10 protein-coding genes, 13 tRNA genes and 3 rRNA genes are annotated in these 19,544 nt (G+C 41.0%); 24 read left to right on the top strand and 2 right to left on the bottom strand.

Annotated features, from left to right (window positions below; genetic code table 11):
• Positions 1-10 precede the first annotated feature (10 nt).
• Positions 11-1,588: a peptide chain release factor 3 gene (locus tag ADU73_RS00930; protein WP_046871848.1), complete on the top strand. Its 1,578-nt coding sequence runs from the start codon at positions 11-13 to the stop codon at positions 1,586-1,588.
• A gap of 233 nt (positions 1,589-1,821) precedes the next feature.
• The gene (locus tag ADU73_RS00925) at positions 1,822-3,954 is read left to right on the top strand and encodes an LTA synthase family protein (protein WP_046871847.1); all 2,133 of its coding nucleotides are present in this window, start codon (positions 1,822-1,824) and stop codon (positions 3,952-3,954) included.
• Positions 3,955-4,050: 96 nt separating this feature from the next.
• Here the strand turns inward: ADU73_RS00925 and ADU73_RS00920 are convergent, their stop codons facing one another.
• Positions 4,051-6,294: an ATP-dependent Clp protease ATP-binding subunit gene (locus ADU73_RS00920; protein WP_056986369.1), complete on the bottom strand. Its 2,244-nt coding sequence runs from the start codon at positions 6,292-6,294 to the stop codon at positions 4,051-4,053.
• 248 nt (positions 6,295-6,542) lie between these two features.
• On the opposite strand from ADU73_RS00920, the gene ADU73_RS00915 reads away from it, so the two are divergent.
• From ADU73_RS00915 to ADU73_RS00810, 22 genes are all read left to right on the top strand, one after another.
• Entirely contained in the window at positions 6,543-6,740 is a 198-nt protein-coding gene (locus ADU73_RS00915; RefSeq protein WP_062913087.1) for a hypothetical protein, read from the top strand.
• Between the two features lie 160 nt (positions 6,741-6,900).
• Positions 6,901-7,167: a phosphocarrier protein HPr gene (locus tag ADU73_RS00910; RefSeq protein ID WP_046871844.1), complete on the top strand. Its 267-nt coding sequence runs from the start codon at positions 6,901-6,903 to the stop codon at positions 7,165-7,167.
• Positions 7,167-8,888: a phosphoenolpyruvate--protein phosphotransferase gene (gene ptsP, locus ADU73_RS00905; protein ID WP_056986370.1), complete on the top strand. Its 1,722-nt coding sequence runs from the start codon at positions 7,167-7,169 to the stop codon at positions 8,886-8,888. The genes ADU73_RS00910 and ptsP overlap by 1 nt, the downstream gene beginning before the upstream one ends.
• A 220-nt stretch (positions 8,889-9,108) precedes the next feature.
• On the top strand, positions 9,109-10,284 hold the full coding sequence (locus tag ADU73_RS00900; RefSeq protein ID WP_046871842.1) for a glycosyltransferase family 4 protein: 1,176 nt from the start codon (positions 9,109-9,111) through the stop codon (positions 10,282-10,284).
• A gap of 30 nt (positions 10,285-10,314) precedes the next feature.
• Positions 10,315-11,322 carry a glycosyltransferase family 4 protein gene (locus ADU73_RS00895; protein WP_100078153.1) on the top strand — a complete coding sequence of 336 codons (1,008 nt, stop codon included), beginning with the start codon at positions 10,315-10,317 and terminating at the stop codon, positions 11,320-11,322.
• A 4-nt stretch (positions 11,323-11,326) separates the two neighbouring features.
• Positions 11,327-12,358 (top strand): lysylphosphatidylglycerol synthase transmembrane domain-containing protein, encoded by a 1,032-nt coding sequence (locus ADU73_RS00890; RefSeq protein WP_062913086.1) that lies wholly within the window; start codon positions 11,327-11,329, stop codon positions 12,356-12,358.
• 446 nt (positions 12,359-12,804) lie between these two features.
• Positions 12,805-14,382, top strand: a 16S ribosomal RNA gene (locus ADU73_RS00885).
• Between the two features lie 88 nt (positions 14,383-14,470).
• Positions 14,471-14,545: transfer RNA gene (locus ADU73_RS00880), tRNA-Ile, on the top strand.
• Between the two features lie 13 nt (positions 14,546-14,558).
• A tRNA-Ala gene (locus ADU73_RS00875) sits at positions 14,559-14,631 on the top strand.
• Between the two features lie 173 nt (positions 14,632-14,804).
• Positions 14,805-17,727, top strand: a 23S ribosomal RNA gene (locus ADU73_RS00870).
• 91 nt (positions 17,728-17,818) lie between these two features.
• Positions 17,819-17,935, top strand: a 5S ribosomal RNA gene (rrf, locus tag ADU73_RS00865).
• Together the 16S, 23S and 5S rRNA genes with 13 tRNA genes alongside form the textbook arrangement of a ribosomal RNA operon.
• Before the next feature lie 6 nt (positions 17,936-17,941).
• A tRNA-Asn gene (locus tag ADU73_RS00860) sits at positions 17,942-18,014 on the top strand.
• A 15-nt stretch (positions 18,015-18,029) separates the two neighbouring features.
• A tRNA-Ser gene (locus ADU73_RS00855) sits at positions 18,030-18,119 on the top strand.
• Positions 18,120-18,134: 15 nt separating this feature from the next.
• Positions 18,135-18,207, top strand: a tRNA-Glu gene (locus ADU73_RS00850).
• Positions 18,208-18,214: 7 nt separating this feature from the next.
• Positions 18,215-18,287, top strand: a tRNA-Val gene (locus ADU73_RS00845).
• Positions 18,288-18,298: 11 nt separating this feature from the next.
• Positions 18,299-18,373 (top strand) — tRNA-Asp (locus ADU73_RS00840).
• Between the two features lie 31 nt (positions 18,374-18,404).
• Positions 18,405-18,477: transfer RNA gene (locus ADU73_RS00835), tRNA-Phe, on the top strand.
• 6 nt (positions 18,478-18,483) lie between these two features.
• Positions 18,484-18,566, top strand: a tRNA-Tyr gene (locus ADU73_RS00830).
• Positions 18,567-18,576: 10 nt separating this feature from the next.
• A tRNA-Trp gene (locus tag ADU73_RS00825) sits at positions 18,577-18,650 on the top strand.
• A 6-nt stretch (positions 18,651-18,656) separates the two neighbouring features.
• Positions 18,657-18,729 (top strand) — tRNA-His (locus ADU73_RS00820).
• Between the two features lie 78 nt (positions 18,730-18,807).
• Positions 18,808-18,893, top strand: a tRNA-Leu gene (locus ADU73_RS00815).
• A 37-nt stretch (positions 18,894-18,930) separates the two neighbouring features.
• Positions 18,931-19,001, top strand: a tRNA-Cys gene (locus ADU73_RS00810).
• A gap of 310 nt (positions 19,002-19,311) precedes the next feature.
• Here ADU73_RS00810 and ADU73_RS00805 read toward each other — a convergent pair.
• A complete protein-coding gene (locus ADU73_RS00805; RefSeq protein ID WP_056986582.1) occupies positions 19,312-19,515 on the bottom strand; it encodes a hypothetical protein in 204 nt (67 codons plus the stop codon).
• Positions 19,516-19,544 lie beyond the last annotated feature (29 nt).

Genomic DNA, 19,544 nt, shown 5'->3' with positions numbered 1-19,544 from the left:
GAAATTATTTATGAATGAAACAAAATTAGATCAAGCGGTCGCAAAACGACGGACCTTTGCCATCATTTCCCATCCGGATGCTGGAAAAACGACCATTACTGAACAGCTATTACTGTTTGGTGGAGTTGTTCGGGAAGCCGGAACGGTAAAAGCCCGTAAGTCAGGCAGTTACGCAAAGTCTGATTGGATGGAAATTGAAAAAAAGCGGGGGATTTCAGTCACGAGTTCCGTGATGCAATTTGATTACGGTGATAAACGGATCAATATTTTGGATACCCCTGGACATGAAGATTTCTCTGAAGATACGTATCGAACATTGATGGCGGTGGATTCGGCTGTCATGGTTATCGATTCTGCAAAAGGAATTGAACCCCAAACTAAAAAGTTATTTCAAATTTGTAAGATGCGGGGAATCCCAATTTTTACTTTTATGAATAAACTGGATCGTGATGGTCGTGAGCCATTGGATTTGGTTAATGAACTTGAAGAAGTTTTAGGAATTGATGCTTACCCAATGAATTGGCCAATTGGCATGGGTAAGGGCCTGCAAGGTCTATATGATCGCTATAATAAGCGGATTGTTTTATACCGAAAAGATGCAGATGGCAATCGCTATTTGCCGTTGGATGAGGAAGGTCATCTATCAAGTGATCATCCTTTGACTGAAGATAGTACTTACCGAGATGCTGTCGGCGATATGGAATTACTGGGTGAAGCTGGAAATAAGTTTGACGAGGACCAAGTTGCTTCTGGAAAATTAACGCCAGTCTTCTTTGGATCTGCCCTAGCTAATTTTGGGGTTAAAACCTTTTTAGATATTTATTTGAAATATGCACCAGCTCCAGCACCACACAAGGACCGGGCTGATGAAATTATTAAACCAGATGATTCACAATTTTCTGGCTTCATTTTTAAAATTCAAGCTAACATGAATCCAAATCATCGTGATCGAATTGCTTTTGTCAGAATTTGTTCTGGCGAGTTTGATCGCGGGATGGATGTCACTTTGCAGCGAACTGGAAAAGTGATTCGATTATCAAATTCCACACAATTTATGGCGGATGCTCGGCATACAGTTGAAAAGGCTGTGGCCGGAGATATTGTGGGATTGTATGATACAGGAAATTTCCAAATTGGTGACACAATTTACGCGGGTAAACATGAAGTCCAATTTGAAAAATTACCACAGTTTACGCCAGAGCTATTTGTACGAGTTACAGCTAAAAATGTGATGAAACAAAAGTCATTTCATAAGGGAATTCAACAGTTAGTTCAAGAGGGAGCTGTGCAACTGTACACAAGCTATAATACAAACGATTATATTCTGGGTGCCGTTGGCCAACTTCAGTTTGAAGTTTTCCAATTCCGGATGTTAAATGAGTATCATTCAGAAGTTGTAATGGAGCCAATGGGTAAAAAGATTGCGCGTTGGATTGATCCTGAGCAATTAGACGAGAAAATGTCGTCTTCACGTAATTTGTTAGTAAAGGATCGGGCAGGTAACCCGTTATTCTTATTTGAAAATGAATTTGCAGAGCGTTGGTTTACAGGAAAGTATCCAGATGTAAAACTAACGGCTAAGCTATAAGGTTAAATAACTAAAGGCAAACTCAATTTTATTATTGAATTTGCCTTTTTTGCTCAAACAAAACGCGCAATTAGTCTTTTCAGATGGTCTAGGAACTTAAAAGTTCATTAAAATCTCTTGGAATGCATGGGATGGGACTATTAAAAAAGCTATTTTTTAGTTATACTTATTTAGTTTATGAGTGTTATTTAACGTTTAAATTTAATTTGTGAATTTGCAATGGAGGGTCAACTATGAGTCAAGCGTGGCATAAAATTCGCCGGGGACTAAATACCCGGTTTGGATTTTTCTTGTTCGCCGTTATTTTATTTTGTATTAAATCCTATATGGCTTACCAGACTAAATTTAGTTTGGGCGTCAAGGGAAGTATGCAAGAATTAATTTTAGCCATTTCACCAATTGCTACAGCATTATTACTGTTTGGAATTGGGTTATATTTTCGGGGGAAATGGGCTTATTGTTGGATGATTTTAGTTGATGCAATTTTATCATCTTGGTTGTTTGCTAATATTTTGTATTATCGAGAGTTCTCAGATTTTATTACGTTTAATTTGATTAAAGGATCTGGGGCTACTTCAGACAACCTTGGCAAGAGTTTAATGGGAATCATGCGCGGAACTGACTTTTTAGTGTTCGTGGATGTGATCTTCTTAATTCTATTACTGGCAATTCGATTTATTAAAATTGATACGACGCCCTTTAAGATACGTTATGCCGTGGCCACAACAATTTTATCAGTTGGTGTGTTTGGCGTAAACTTGGGGATGGCGTACAGTAATCGTTCAGGACTTTTAACAAGAACCTTTGATAATAATTACATTGTTAAATATTTGGGGCTTCAAACCTATACTGCGTATGATGCGATTAAAACGTATCAAAATAGTGAGCAGAAATCAAAAGCGTCTAACAATCAATTAAAACCGGTTCAAAAATTCTTAAAAGATAATCATATTTCATCTAACATTCAATACAAAGGGGTTGCAAAGGGCAAAAATGTTTTCGTTATTCATTTGGAAAGCTTGCAACAATTTGTAATTGATAAAAAATGGGATGGTCAAGAAATAACGCCAAACCTCAATAAGTTGTATCACGAGAATGATACGCTAAGCTTTGATAACTTCTTTAATCAAGTCGGACAAGGAAAAACATCTGATGCAGAAATGATGCTTGAAAACTCCTTATTTGGATTAGCAGAGGGTTCAGCAATGGTTATGGATGGAACTACCAATACATTCCAGAGTATGCCTGCCATTTTAGATCAGAATGGTTATTCAACTGCTTCATTCCATGGGGATGTTCCTAGTTTCTGGAATCGAGATAACGCGTATAAGTCCTTTGGTTATCAGTATTTCTTCAGTAAGGAGTATTACGATATCAAACCAGGCTATGTGAGTGGCTACGGGATGAAGGATAAGCTCTTTTTGAAAGATACAGTTAAGTATGTTGAACAGCTACCGCAGCCTTTCTATGCCAAACTAATTACGGTTTCGAACCATTATCCTTATTTAATTTCGAAGAAGGATGCATCGATTAAAGAATGGGATACTGGTGATCCAACGGTTGATCCTTATGTACAAACAGCTCATTATTTAGATCAATCAATTGGTGAATTAATGAATTATCTGAAAAAATCCGGTTTGGAAAAGAATAGTATGTTAGTCCTTTATGGGGATCATTACGGAATTTCGAATAACCACAAAGCGGCGATTGCTAAAATCTTGAATCTGAAACAAATTGATAATTACAATTTAGCCATGTTCCAAAAAGTGCCATTTATGATTCACATGCCTGGTTTAAAAGGCGGTATTAATCACACGTATGGTGGTGAGATTGATGTCATGCCAACACTAATGAATCTGATGGGAATTAATGATCCTGGTGCCATTCAGTTTGGACAAGACCTACTTTCAAAGGATCGTAATCAAATCGTTTCCTTCCGAGATGGGGACTTTGTTTCACCGAAGTATACCAAGTATGGGAATGACCTGTACTTTACTAAGACTGGGCAACAGATTACCGATAAGACGGAAACTGAGAAAAAAGAAGTTGATAAGATTCAGGATTACGTCAATAAAGAACTGTCGTTATCTGATTCGGTGATTAATGGTGATTTACTTCGGTTCTCTAAACAAAGCTGGTTTAAGACCGTAGATAAATCGGATTATAATTATAAAAAGTCTGCTGCACTGAAGGAATTAAGTGAAGCGCAAAATAAGAAACCAACAAGTCTATTAAAAGAAAACAAGGGAAAGTCAACAGAGGATCTCTATAAGACTGATGCACCTGAATTAAAGGGTGAAAGTTCTAGTAGCAGTAGTAGTGATGATAGTGGTAGTTCGAGCTCATCATCTTCTTCATCTAAATAAACCAAAGGAGACCGGAAATAAAAATTCCGGTCTCCTTTTTTTAGCTATAAAAAAGAACCAAGTCATAAGTTGACTTGGTTCTTTGAATTTGATTTATTAGGCTTTTGAATCTTCAGTTGTTTTAGCAGGAGTGTTATCTTCTGTTGTCAACGTAATCTCGCCGTCTGTAATTTTTGCAACCAGGTTCTTTGCATCCGCATGATCAAGATAATAATCAGCAATTCGATCTTCAATTTGCTCTTGGATGACACGACGTAATGGTCGGGCACCCATTTTTGGATTATAACCTAATTCGACTAATTTCTCTTCAACTGGTTCTGTCACATGAACGTGTAAGCCTTGAACGGCTAACATTTTATTGACATCGCCAACCATCAAGTCAACAATCTTCATTAGATTTTCCTTTGTGAGTGAATTGAATTCTACAATATCATCAAACCGATTTAGGAATTCTGGCTTGAAGTAATTACCTAACTTGTCTAAAACGGAATGAGTTTTGCCCTTGGCAGCAGCACCGAAACCAACATCAGCTTCCGCATCGCCACTTCCAGCATTCGAAGTCATGATAATGATTGTATCTTTAAAGCTTACTGTTCGACCTTGTGAATCAGTCAAACGGCCATCGTCAAGAATCTGCAGAAACATGTGCATAACATCCGGATGAGCCTTTTCAATTTCATCAAGGAGGATCAAGCTATAGGGATGACGACGAACTTGTTCAGTTAATTGGCCGGCTTCTTCGTAGCCAACATAGCCAGGGGGTGAACCAATTAATTTAGAAATTGAATGTGGTTCCATGTACTCACTCATGTCAAACCGAATCATGGAATCCTCAGATCCAAAGAGTTCCTTAGCTAATTGTTTAGCTAATTCTGTTTTACCAACTCCGGTAGGGCCGACGAATAGGAAGGAACCAATTGGACGACCAGTCCCATTTAAACCAATTCGGTTTCGACGGATGGCCCGGGCAATCTTGTTGACAGCTTCATCTTGTCCAATTACCTTTGAACTTAAATCGCCACTAAGATTCTGGAGTTGTTCTTGTTCACGTTTTTGAAGTTCACCAACTGGGATGTTAGTTTGTTCTTCAATGATTTGTTCCATATCTTTTTCTGTAACAGTTGGAATTTCATCTTTTTTCGATGCGCCAGATTTTGATTTCTCTAACTTGGCAACTTGATCACGATAGTAAGCAGCCTTTTCGTAATCTTCTGCTTTTGTTGCATCCTGTTTATACTTTTCAGCATTATCAATCTTTTGCTGGATTGTGTTGGGATCAACAGTATTAATTGTTAAATTCTTTTTAGAACCAGTTTCATCGAGTAAGTCAATTGCCTTATCCGGTAAGAACCGATCTTGAATGTATCGCTTGGACAGCTTTGCGGCTGCTTCGATAGCTTTATCTGTGTAATGAACATGGTGATAATCTTCGTATTTCTTTTGAATTCCCTTTAAAATCTTAATAGATGCTTCAACGCTTGGTTCATCAACCTGAACGGGTTGTAAACGACGAGCAAGGGCGGCATCTTTTTCAATGTCTCGATATTCGGTTGAAGTTGTAGCTCCAACAAGTTGGAAATCGCCACGAGCCAAAGCAGGCTTCAAAACGTTGCCGGCGTCCATACCACCTTCTGCATTACCAGCACCAACAATTTCATGAATTTCATCAATAAAGACGATAACATCCTTATTTTTTTCAACTTCTTTCATAAGTTGTTGCATTCGTTGTTCAAACTGACCTCTAATCCCAGTTCCTTGAACGAGTGATACAACGTCTAAACGAATAATTTTCTTATTAATTAATTTTTGAGGAACATCGCCTGCCACAATCTTTTCAGCTAGGCCTTCCACAACTGCTGTTTTACCAACACCTGCTTCACCAATTAAAACTGGATTGTTTTTCGTCCGTCGATTCAATATTTCAATAACCCTTGAGATTTCTGAATCACGGCCGATTACTGGGTCGATTTTTCCTTGTTTTGCTAAATCAGTTAGGTTCAAACCATACTGAGCTAGCAAGCCACCCTGGCCATTTTGGCGGGTACCACCATTATTATTATCAGTGGGACCACTTGGTTGGGTAGGGGGAACTTGTTGGTTAAAGTTCTGAGCATTTTCAACGTTACCATTTTGCATAGCACGGAAAATGTCATCTAGATTTCCAAATCCGAATGGGTCTTGTGCCATATTCATAGCACCTCCATTTCCAAAATTATTACCTTCTTGTTGTTTTAGAAGTTGATAGCAATTTTGACAAAGATCGATCTGACGCTGCTGACCGTTAACATTAACGTGCAGGTGGATCGTTGCTTCATTTTTACGACAATTTTGACATAACATCTTGCGATCTCCTTTCGCAAAGTCAAAGCTTTAAAAAGTTTGACCAACTTTGACCATGAACACATTATAACTCGCTTCATGATTTGTGCAAGCAATTTGTTTTAAAAAACTATGCCTGATAGAATTGCATTACCAGGCACTTTACTGCCCACAAAATTATATTAGCACTTTAATGACATGAGTGCCAATGTTTGAACTTTTGAAGGATATCGGCTAAACTAGATTTATTAAAAAAGGTAGGTGGTTAAATGGCACGAGACTTTTCGAACCTGTTAGAGCAGCTTCGGCAGGGTAGTATAAAGGAATTAACAGTTGAAGCTGATGAATTTCCAGCTTTTCAACCTATTTATATGAAGTATGAGCAACGGAAAAGAATTATTGGTAAAGCTCAAAAAAACGGAAAAGTGGTCTACCATTTTGAAGGTGATGAAAACGGTAAATCTTAATTTTATTTAAAATTCGTGAAAGGGCTTGTAATAATTTCCAGAAATTGCTATTATCAATGGGAAAGGCTAATTATTTGTTAAAGAATAAATGGTTATTTATTTTTTCTATGAAAAGAAAGCCCTTACCAAATCTTATATATTTTAAAGGAGATCGATTATAATGGAAACACGTGACTTTCATATTATTGCAGAAACAGGTATTCATGCTCGTCCAGCTACTTTATTAGTACAGGCAGCTAGCAAATTTAATGCTGATGTCAAATTAACATACAAAGACAAGGCAGTTAATTTGAAGTCTATTATGGGTGTAATGTCATTGGGTGTTGGTCAGAATGCTGATGTAACAGTTTCTGCTGACGGCGATGATGCAAAAGAAGCAATTGAAGCACTCGCAGACACAATGAAAAAGGAAGGACTTTCTGACTAATGACAAAAGAATTGAAGGGAATTGCTGCCAGTGATGGCGTTGCAATTGCGAAAGCATACATGCTTGTCGACCCTGATCTGTCATTTGATAAGAAAACAATTGATGATCCAGATGCCGAAATTAAGCGTCTTCATGATGCTTTAGACGCATCTAAATCAGAATTAGAGTTAATCAAAAGTAAAGCTGCTGAAAATCTTGGAGAGGATGAAGCCGAGGTATTTGAAGCACACATTACGATTCTCTCCGACCCTGAATTGATTGGGAATATTGAAGACAAGATCAAGAACGATTCTGTTAATGCAGAACAAGCATTGAAGGATGTAACAGATGGCTTTATCGAAACATTTGAAGCTATGACTGATAACCAGTACATGCAAGAACGTGCCGGAGATATCCGAGACGTCACAAAGCGTGTAATGAGTCATCTATTAGGTGTTAAGTTACCTAATCCAGCTTTGATTGATTCTGAAGTTGTTATCGTGGCGCATGATTTAACACCAAGCGATACTGCTCAGCTTGATCGTAAGTATGTTAAAGGATTTATTACTGATATTGGAGGAAGAACTTCACATTCAGCTATCATGTCTCGAACACTTGAAATTCCAGCGGTTGTTGGAAGTGAAAAGGCGACGACAGAAATTAAATCTGGCGATACTGTTATTATTGATGGTATTCATGGATCAGCAATTGTTGATCCTGATGCTGATCAAATTACTAAATATAACAAGATGCAAAAAGATTTTGTGGCTCAAAAACTTGAGTGGGATAAACTTCGTGACGAAAAAACTTTGTCCAAAGATGGCGTTCACTTTGACTTAGCAGCTAATATTGGAACACCAGATGATATTAAGGGTGTTGTTGATAATGGCGCTGAAGCAGTTGGCCTATTTCGTTCTGAGTTCTTGTATATGGATGCTAGTGAGCTTCCAAGTGAAGATGACCAGTTTAAAGCATACAAGGCCGTTGTAGAAGGTATGAAGGGCAAACAAGTTGTTGTCCGGACAATGGATATTGGTGGAGACAAGCAGTTACCATACTTGCCACTTCCAAAAGAAATGAACCCATTCTTAGGCTATCGTGCTATTCGAATCAGTCTTGATCGAACCGATTTATTCCGAACCCAGTTGCGCGCATTATTACGTGCATCTGCATACGGAAAATTGGCCATCATGTTCCCAATGATTGCAACTGTTGCTGAGTTTAAGAAAGCTAAAGCTATTTTTGAAGATGAAAAACAAAAGATGGTAAAGGCTGGTACTAAGATCGGTGAAAACATTCAAGTTGGTATGATGATGGAAATTCCTGCTGCTGCAGTTATTGCAGACAAGTTAGCTAAGTATGTGGATTTCTTTAGTATTGGTACTAATGATTTGATCCAATACTCATTTGCTGCTGACCGTGGTAACGAAAAAGTAGCTTATCTCTATCAACCATATAATCCATCATTGTTACGTTTAATCAAACGGACAATTGATGCTTCTCACGCAGAAGGTAAATGGACTGGTATGTGTGGTGAAATGGCTGGAGATCAAACCGCTGTTCCAATTTTGATGGGTCTTGGTTTGGATGAATTCTCAATGAGCTCATCTTCAATCTTGAAGACTCGTTCATTAATGAAACGCTTAGATACCAGAGAAATGAAGAAGTTAGCTAATAAGGCTGTTACTGAAGCTGAAACTAACGACGATGTTATTAAAATGGTTAATGATGCCATTAAATAATTGAATTTAAATTTATTTAAAATCTCTTAGGATGAATCAGATCCTGAGAGATTTTTTGGTATACTGGAAGCGTTTGATGGGCACGCGAGGATTGAAACATAAATGTCGGAGAGTGGCCTTTGAATAGCTAACGGGATTATATACTAGTGTTATTTGCATAACACGTATGAAACCAATATAATTAAACTTAAATAAGTTTGCGTTTTTAAGGAGGATACTTGTGAATATCGGAATTTTTACGGATACATATTACCCGCAGGTAAGCGGAGTAGCTACTTCTATTAAAACATTACGTGAGCAACTAGAAAAACAAGGTCATCAGGTATACATTTTCACGACAACAGATCCTAAGGCTAATAAAAAGGTGTATGAAAGAAACATTTTTCGATTTGCGAGTGTTCCTTTTATTTCGTTTACTGACCGTAGAATAGCTGTAAGTGGGTTACTTAAGGCTTCTCAAATCGCCAAAGAGTTAAATTTAGACATTGTTCATACTCAAACTGAGTTTTCTTTGGGGTGGATTGGGAAGGCTGTCGCTAAAAGCTTAGATATTCCATGTGTCCACACTTACCATACAATGTATGAGGACTATTTGCATTATGTGGCAAATGGGCATTTACTGCGACCATATCACGTTAAAATGGCCATGCGTGCATTCTGTTACCATCTAATGGGCGTGATTGCACCAAGTGAACGAGTGATAAAATCTCTTAATGGGTATGGTGTGAAAGCACCAATCCGCGTAATTCCTACCGGAGTGAACGTGAACCACTATGCACAACATGAAGACATTGACTGGAGAAAAAAATACGGATTTTCGGAAGATAAGAAAATTATTCTTTCTTTAAGTCGTTTAGCATATGAAAAAAACATTCAAGAAGTTATAAAAAATTTCCCTAAAATTTTAAAAGCTGTTCCAAACAGCTTGCTTTTAATTGTAGGGGATGGACCAGCACGTGAGAAGCTTGAACAACAAGCACAAGAAACTGGTGTTGCAGATCATATTCAGTTTACGGGTGAGATTGATAATGACGTTGTTTATCGTTTTTATCAGATGGCAGATTTATTTGTTTCCGCGTCCGACTCTGAGTCGCAGGGATTGACTTATATTGAAGCAATAGCTGCAGGCTTAAAAGTGGTGGTAAAGTCTAGTCCATATACAGACAGTTTATTAGACGATCCGTCGCTTGGAGTCACATTTGAAACAGAAAAACAATTTGTTCATTTTGCTGAAAATTATTTGAATCATCCAGCAAGCTTTGAAGACCCAGAGCCGCGGGAAAGAAAATTATACGATATTTCTGCAGATCAGTTTGGTAAACGGGTTGTTGAGTTTTATAAAGATGCATTAGTGCTGTATGCAGATCGGGAAGAATCTTCAAATTTCTCGGACTAAGGAGGAATAAATTTGCAAATTCGAATTAATATGTTTTCTTCAGCAACAAAAGTCAAAGGCCAAGGGGTTGGCAGTGCCTATGAAGAATTAATTTCATTACTAAAAACTCATTTTCCAAATGACTTTCAAGTGCGAATTAATAAGTACAGTCGTTCAGAAATTAGCCATTATCATACGATTGATCCGCAATTCTATTTATCGACTTTCATGCCGGGCAGGGGAAGAAAAATTGGCTATGTACATTTTCTTCCGGAAACGATTGATGGTAGTTTAAAAATTCCACAACCATTTCGGGGAATTTTTTATAAATATATTATTGCGTTTTATAAGCGGATGGACCATATAGTGGTGGTCAATCCGACTTTTATTCCTAAATTAACGGCTTACGGAATTCCTGAAGAGAAGATTAGCTATATTCCTAATTTTGTGCATAAGAGCGAATTTTATGAAATGGATGCAGACAAAAAGCAATTTTTACGTCAGCAAATGAAAATTGATGAGGACAAGTTCGTCATTTTAGGCATTGGCCAAGTTCAAGAACGTAAAGGTGTTAAGGATTTTATTGAACTTGCTAAGCAAAATCCTCAAATTCAGTTTATTTGGGCAGGTGGATTTTCATTTGGGCGAATGACAGATGGTTATGCGGAGCTTAAAAAAGTAGTTGATAATCCACCTGCAAACCTGAAATTTACCGGAATCATTGATCGTGCTGCGTTAGTTAATTACTATAATGTGGCCGATTTATTTCTATTACCTTCATACAATGAGCTGTTTCCAATGTCAGTGCTGGAGGCCTTTAGTTGTGGGACTCCTGTTTTATTGAGAGATCTTGATCTTTATAAAGCGATTATTGACGGATACTATGTATCGGCAAAAAATGTTGAGGATATGCAAACACAGATTAGTTATCTTACAACTCATCCAGAGGCATTACAGAAATTACATGCAAAATCTAATCAGGCTTCCGAACAGTATTCAGAAGATCATTTAGCCAACATTTGGCACGGATTTTATTTGAGTCAGGTAAGAGAGGGCTAGGACAATGTCAAAACGAAATAAAATTGCTCTTGCTATTATGCTTGCTTTGGGAATTGCAATTTTTGCGTTCTCGTTACGTAATGTGAATATGCATAATTTAATGCATGATATTGTTCATATTCATTGGCAATGGTTAGTTGTTGCAGTGATCTGCATGCTACTATATTTTGGGATTGAAGCCCTCATTACGAAGATGTTTGTAACTAGTAATGGAGACCGATTCTCTTTTAGGGATGCCATTAGGATTCCTCTAATCGAACAACTTTTTAATGGGATAACGCCATTTTCTTCGGGTGGACAGCCCGCTCAATTAATCGCTTTGATGCAAAGTGGTGTCAAGGCAGGAAGAGCAAGCTCGGTTCTTTTGATGAAGTTTGTCGTTTTTCAAGCGATGATTGTAATTAACTTTATGGTTAGTTTATTAATTGGATTCCATTTTCTTGCAGAAAAAATGAGTTATTTATCGCTATTCGTTGTATTTGGATTCTTAATTCATCTTACGGTTATTATTGGCCTATTATTGGTTATGTATTGGCATGGATTTACAAAAAAGCTTATTAGTTGGATCATGATTCCTATAGGTTGGTTTGTAAAAAAAGAGCGTTTTGAACGATGGCAAGTAACAATTGATGAGAAAGTTGATACTTTTTATAAAGAGAGTGTTCGAATAAAGACACAGTGGAAGTTGTTAGCTAAAGTATTCGTTATGACATTTTTCCAATTGCTATTTTATTATCTTGTTCCATACTATATTATGCTTTCTCTAGGATATTCCGGAATCAATGTTGTGATGGTTACGTCACTACATATTTTGATTGTGATGGTGATTTCAATATTCCCGATTCCAGGAGGATCAGGTGGTGCTGAATATAGTTTTGATGTTCTGTTTTCTAGTTTTATCCACAGTAACAGTAAGTTGGTATTGGCAATGCTGCTCTGGCGGCTATTAACATATTACTTTGGAATATTTGCAGGTATGTTTGCACTGGTTGCAAAACCGGATAAACTAAAGCGGAAAATTGAACAAAACAATTAAGCTAAGCAAATTTGAAAGCAATGACTCTAATGAGTTGTTGCTTTTTTCTTTATTAAAAAAAGTTTTTTTGATGGATACGTTATGTGACGGCGGTTGAACGAATCAGTTCAATAAAATTTAAAGGTTTGGGCTTGACCAGAAACAGAAATCCTGATATGCTATTAAAGGTCGTTTTTTGAGGGAAAGATTTGAAAACGACATTCAAACGTTTTATAAAAAAGTTGAATTTGGTTGTTGACTTTTGAGAAAACTGATGATAAAGTTAAATAATTGTGTTGAGGCGTTTAACGCTTCCAATCGCGACATAGTAGACCTTTGAAAACTGAACAAAGTTTCGACAAAGTAAAATGTGTAGGGTCTTCAAATGAAAATTTTGAAGCAAACATTTGCGAAGTCAATTCGTTTTAAACAATGAAACAACAAATGAGCTTGTAAAAACTCAAGTATAATATGAGAGTTTGATCTTGGCTCAGGATGAACGCTGGCGGCGTGCCTAATACATGCAAGTCGGACGCACTTTCGTTGATTGAATTAGAGATGCTTGCATCGAAGATGATTTCAACTATAAAGTGAGTGGCGAACGGGTGAGTAACACGTGGGTAACCTGCCCAGAAGTGGGGGATAACACCTGGAAACAGATGCTAATACCGCATAATAAAATGAACCGCATGGTTTATTTTTAAAAGATGGCTTCGGCTATCACTTCTGGATGGACCCGCGGCGTATTAGCTAGTTGGTGAGATAAAGGCTCACCAAGGCTGTGATACGTAGCCGACCTGAGAGGGTAATCGGCCACATTGGGACTGAGACACGGCCCAGACTCCTACGGGAGGCAGCAGTAGGGAATCTTCCACAATGGACGAAAGTCTGATGGAGCAACGCCGCGTGAGTGATGAAGGCTTTAGGGTCGTAAAACTCTGTTGTTGGAGAAGAACGTGTGTGAGAGTAACTGCTCATGCAGTGACGGTATCCAACCAGAAAGCCACGGCTAACTACGTGCCAGCAGCCGCGGTAATACGTAGGTGGCAAGCGTTATCCGGATTTATTGGGCGTAAAGCGAGCGCAGGCGGTTTTTTAAGTCTAATGTGAAAGCCTTCGGCTTAACCGAAGAAGTGCATTGGAAACTGGGAAACTTGAGTGCAGAAGAGGACAGTGGAACTCCATGTGTAGCGGTGAAATGCGTAGATATATGGAAGAACACCAGTGGCGAAGGCGGCTGTCTGGTCTGTAACTGACGCTGAGGCTCGAAAGCATGGGTAGCGAACAGGATTAGATACCCTGGTAGTCCATGCCGTAAACGATGAATGCTAAGTGTTGGAGGGTTTCCGCCCTTCAGTGCTGCAGCTAACGCATTAAGCATTCCGCCTGGGGAGTACGACCGCAAGGTTGAAACTCAAAAGAATTGACGGGGGCCCGCACAAGCGGTGGAGCATGTGGTTTAATTCGAAGCTACGCGAAGAACCTTACCAGGTCTTGACATCTTCTGCTAACCTAAGAGATTAGGCGTTCCCTTCGGGGACAGAATGACAGGTGGTGCATGGTTGTCGTCAGCTCGTGTCGTGAGATGTTGGGTTAAGTCCCGCAACGAGCGCAACCCCTATTATTAGTTGCCAGCATTAAGTTGGGCACTCTAGTGAGACTGCCGGTGACAAACCGGAGGAAGGTGGGGACGACGTCAAATCATCATGCCCCTTATGACCTGGGCTACACACGTGCTACAATGGACGGTACAACGAGTTGCGAGACCGCGAGGTTAAGCTAATCTCTTAAAACCGTTCTCAGTTCGGACTGCAGGCTGCAACTCGCCTGCACGAAGTTGGAATCGCTAGTAATCGCGGATCAGCATGCCGCGGTGAATACGTTCCCGGGCCTTGTACACACCGCCCGTCACACCATGAGAGTTTGTAACACCCAAAGCCGGTGGAGTAACCTTCGGGAGCTAGCCGTCTAAGGTGGGACAGATGATTGGGGTGAAGTCGTAACAAGGTAGCCGTAGGAGAACCTGCGGCTGGATCACCTCCTTTCTAAGGATATTTAGAAACGGAAACCTACACATATGTCGAAACTTTGTTTAGTTTTGAGAGGTCTACTCTCAAATGTATAAGCGCGAACGGGCCTATAGCTCAGCTGGTTTAGAGCGCACGCCTGATAAGCGTGAGGTCGATGGTTCAAGTCCATTTAGGCCCATAGGTACATTTTTGGGGAATTAGCTCAGCTGGGAGAGCGCCTGCCTTGCACGCAGGAGGTCAGCGGTTCGATCCCGCTATTCTCCATTGACGGCTTAGCCGTCGAATTTGTTCTTTGAAAACTAAATAATATCGAAAAATTTTCTAATTTTAATTATCAGATAATTAAACCGAGAACATTGCGTTTTATAGAGTTTTAAAACAAGATTAGTTCAAAAATAATCGCTAAACTCAAAACCACTTTATCTTTGATAAAGTTAGGTTAAGTTATAAAGGGCGCATGGTGAATGCCTTGGTACTAGGAGCCGATGAAGGACGGGACTAACACCGATATGCTTCGGGGAGCTGTAAGTAAGCTTTGATCCGGAGATTTCCGAATGGGGAAACCCAACAACATTAATCCGTTGTTACCGCCACGTGAATACATAACGTGGTTGGAGGTAGACGTGGGGAACTGAAACATCTCAGTACCCACAGGAATAGAAAGAAAAATCGATTCCCTGAGTAGCGGCGAGCGAAAGGGGAACAGCCCAAACCAGGAAGCTTGCTTCCTGGGGTTGTAGGACCGAACATTTGAGTTACCAAAGATTTTCATAGCCGAACAGTCTGGGAAGACTGGCCAGAGCGGGTGACAGCCCCGTAGGCAAAATGAAAATCCCTCAGTTCAGGATCCTGAGTACGGCGGAACACGTGTAACTCCGTCGGAATCCGGGAGGACCATCTCCCAAGGCTAAATACTCCCTAGTGACCGATAGTGAACCAGTACCGTGAGGGAAAGGTGAAAAGCACCCCGAAAGGGGAGTGAAACAGTTCTTGAAACCATGTGCCTACAAGAAGTCAGAGCCCGTTAATGGGTGATGGCGTGCCTTTTGTAGAATGAACCGGCGAGTTACGTTTGCATGCCAGGTTAAGTTGAAGAAACGGAGCCGTAGCGAAAGCGAGTCTGAATAGGGCGACTGAGTATGCAGATGTAGACCCGAAACCAAGTGACCTACCCATGTCCAGGTTGAAGGTGCGGTAAAACGCACTGGAGGACCGAACTCGTGTACGTTGAAAAGTGCTGAGATGAGGTGTGGGTAGCGGTGAAATTCCAAACGAACTTGGAGATAGCTGGTTCTCTCCGAAATAGCTTTAGGGCTAGCCTCGGACTTAGGATCATGGAGGTAGAGCCACTGTTTGGACTAGGGGCCCATCTAGGGTTACTGAATTCAGATAAACTCCGAATGCCATTGATTTATGTCCGGGAGTCAGACGGTGAGTGATAAGATCCATCGTCGAAAGGGGAACAGCCCAGACCACCAGTTAAGGTCCCTAAATATATGTTAAGTGGAAAAGGATGTGGAGTTGCATAGACAACTAGGATGTTGGCTCAGAAGCAGCCATCATTTAAAGAGTGCGTAATAGCTCACTAGTCGAGTGATTCTGCGCCGAAAATGTACCGGGGCTTAAACATATTACCGAGACTGTGGATGCCACCGTAAGGTGGCGTGATAGGAGAGCGTTCTAAGGGCGATGAAGGCAGACCGTGAGGACTGTTGGAGCGCTTAGAAGTGAGAATGCCGGTATGAGTAGCGAAAGACAGGTGAGAATCCTGTCCACCGAATGACTAAGGTTTCCTGGGGAAGGCTCGTCCACCCAGGGTTAGTCGGGACCTAAGTCGAGGCCGAGAGGCGTAGACGATGGATAACAGGTTGAGATTCCTGTACTAGTTAAACTTGTTTGAACAATGGAGGGACGCAGGAGGCTAAGAAAAGCACACAGTTGGATAAGTGTGCCCAAGCAACAAGTCTTAGGTAGAGTTAAATGCTTTATCTTTTCAGGACAAGTTGTGATGGGGAGCGAAATTTAAGTAGCGAAGTTTCTGATGTCACACTGCCGAGAAAAGCTTCTAGTTAGAGTTTAACTACCCGTACCGCAAACCGACACAGGTAGTCGAGGAGAGTATCCTCAGGTGAGCGAGAGAACTCTCGTTAAGGAACTCGGCAAAATGACCCCGTAACTTCGGAAGAAGGGGTGCTGATCGCAAGATCAGCCGCAGTGAATAGGCCCAGGCGACTGTTTATCAAAAACACAGGTTTCTGCAAAATCGTAAGATGACGTATAGGGGCTGACACCTGCCCGGTGCTGGAAGGTTAAGTGAATGAGTTAGCTTCGGCGAAGCTTTGAAATGAAGCCCCAGTAAACGGCGGCCGTAACTATAACGGTCCTAAGGTAGCGAAATTCCTTGTCGGGTAAGTTCCGACCCGCACGAAAGGTGTAACGATCTGGGCACTGTCTCAACGAGAGACTCGGTGAAATTATAATACCCGTGAAGATGCGGGTTACCCGCGACAGGACGGAAAGACCCCATGGAGCTTTACTGTAGCTTGATATTGAGTGTTTGTACAACTTGTACAGGATAGGTAGGAGCCGTAGATATCGGAACGCTAGTTTCGATGGAGGCGTTGGTGGGATACTACCCTCGTTGTATGAACCCTCTAACCCGCGCCACTAAGCGTGGCGGGAGACAGTGTCAGGTAGGCAGTTTGACTGGGGCGGTCGCCTCCTAAAGAGTAACGGAGGCGCCCAAAGGTTCCCTCAGAATGGTTGGAAATCATTCGCAGAGTGTAAAGGCACAAGGGAGCTTGACTGCGAGACAGACAGGTCGAGCAGGGACGAAAGTCGGGCTTAGTGATCCGGTGGTACCGTATGGAAGGGCCATCGCTCAACGGATAAAAGCTACCCTGGGGATAACAGGCTTATCTCCCCCAAGAGTTCACATCGACGGGGAGGTTTGGCACCTCGATGTCGGCTCATCGCATCCTGGGGCTGTAGTCGGTCCCAAGGGTTGGGCTGTTCGCCCATTAAAGCGGTACGCGAGCTGGGTTCAGAACGTCGTGAGACAGTTCGGTCCCTATCCGTCGCGGGCGTAGGAAATTTGAGAGGATCTGTCCTTAGTACGAGAGGACCGGGATGGACATACCGCTGGTGTACCAGTTGTTCCGCCAGGAGCATCGCTGGGTAGCTACGTATGGATGAGATAAACGCTGAAAGCATCTAAGTGTGAAACTCACCTCGAGATGAGATTTCCCATTCCATTTATGGAAGTAAGACCCCTGAGAGATGATCAGGTAGATAGGTTGGGAGTGGAAGTGTAGTGATACATGGAGCGGACCAATACTAATCGGTCGAGGACTTAACCACAAAGTGGTGTTCTCAAGAGAAGGATTCGATATTATTTAGTTTTGAGAGAATAAATTTCTTTCACACGAGCCGCGTAAGTGGATCGGAGAAGTGTGGTGACGATAGTGAGAAGGATACACCTGTTCCCATGTCGAACACAGAAGTTAAGCTTCTTAACGCCGAGAGTAGTTGGGGGATCGCTCCCTGCGAGGGTAGGACGTTGCCATGCGAATATTCCGGCATAGCTCAGTTGGTAGAGCACCTGACTGTTAATCAGGTTGTCGACGGTTCGAGCCCGCCTGCCGGAGTTTGGTTTTGGATATGGAGAGTTGTCCGAGCTGGCCGAAGGAGCATGACTGGAAATCATGTAGACGGATTTATCCGTCTCAAGGGTTCGAATCCCTTACTCTCCGTTTTAATTATGTTATGACCCGTTGGTCAAGTGGTTTAAGACACTGCCCTTTCACGGCAGTAACATGGGTTCGAATCCCGTACGGGTCATTTTTATGGAGAGTTAGCTCAGTTGGGAGAGCGTCTGCCTTACAAGCAGAGGGTCACAGGTTCGAGCCCTGTACTCTCCATTTAAATTATTGGTTCCATGGTCTAGTTGGTTTAGGACGCCTGCCTGTCACGCAGGAGATCACGAGTTCGAGTCTCGTTGGAACCGTTTGAAATGAATATTAAATATGTCATTTTTTGGCGCGATAGCTCAGTTGGTAGAGCAACGGATTGAAGCTCCGTGTGTCGGCAGTTCGACTCTGTCTCGCGCCATATTATGGAAGGGTAGCGAAGTCTGGCTAAACGCGGCGGACTGTAAATCCGCTCCTTCGGGTTCGGTGGTTCGAATCCACTCCCTTCCATTTTTATAATAGGGATATAGTTTAATGGTAGAACTGCGGTCTCCAAAACCGTCGATGTGGGTTCAACTCCTACTATCCCTGCCATTGTTGGCGGTAGTGGCGAAGTGGTTAACGCACCGGTTTGTGGATCCGGCACGCGTGGGTTCGATTCCCACCTACCGCCCTAAGGATGATTTTTAGTTATCCTTGAGGTTAGAAGTTCTTACTTTGAACTTAATTTAACCGGATAATATTAAGAGATGCCGCTGTGGCGGAATTGGCAGACGCGCTGGACTCAAAATCCAGTTCCCTTTACCGGGAGTGTGGGTTCGACCCCCACCGGCGGCATATAAGCTCAGTGTGAGCTTTTTTATTTGGTTCAAATGGCGGTATAGCCAAGTGGTAAGGCAGAGGTCTGCAAAACCTTCATCACCGGTTCAAATCCGGTTACCGCCTTGGTTTAGAGCATACTGTATAAGCGATTGTTTCTCATTCAAAAAGAGAAATTGATCGTTTTTTTTTTTTAATACTCAAGGCTTTTTGCCAAGACTGTTGATGAACCGTCCAAGACAGCATTAAAGATTAAGCATCTTAAAATACAAAATACTTATTTATTAAGTCTCTTTGTCAAATCCTGTTGATGAACCGCCAGAGACAGTATTAGAAGTTAAGCAACTTCTAATACTGTCTTTTTGTTTGGCTTGGTTCTTATTTATTAAATGCAAAAGGAGAATTCAAAATGAATTCTCCTTTTTTGTCTCTATAATTATTTTTTTTTGTTTTCGAGAACAATCTTTCTGATACTCATAATCACATTTGTAAAATCATAAGCGGCAAAGGCTGTGATTAACCAACGGTAACCAGAAGAAACATTTCCTGCACTGCTGTTTAGGTAGTAAAGGAAAAAAATGCCAAATAATAAATCGAGAATGATGTTTATAAGGATTGTGCGGTTAATTTTAATCTTCATAATGAACCTTTCTTTTCACAAGTTAATGT

This window comes from Pediococcus damnosus (assembly GCF_001611155.1).
Classification (GTDB): Bacteria; Bacillota; Bacilli; order Lactobacillales; family Lactobacillaceae; genus Pediococcus; species Pediococcus damnosus.
This window is presented reverse-complemented; position numbering and strand designations above follow the sequence as displayed.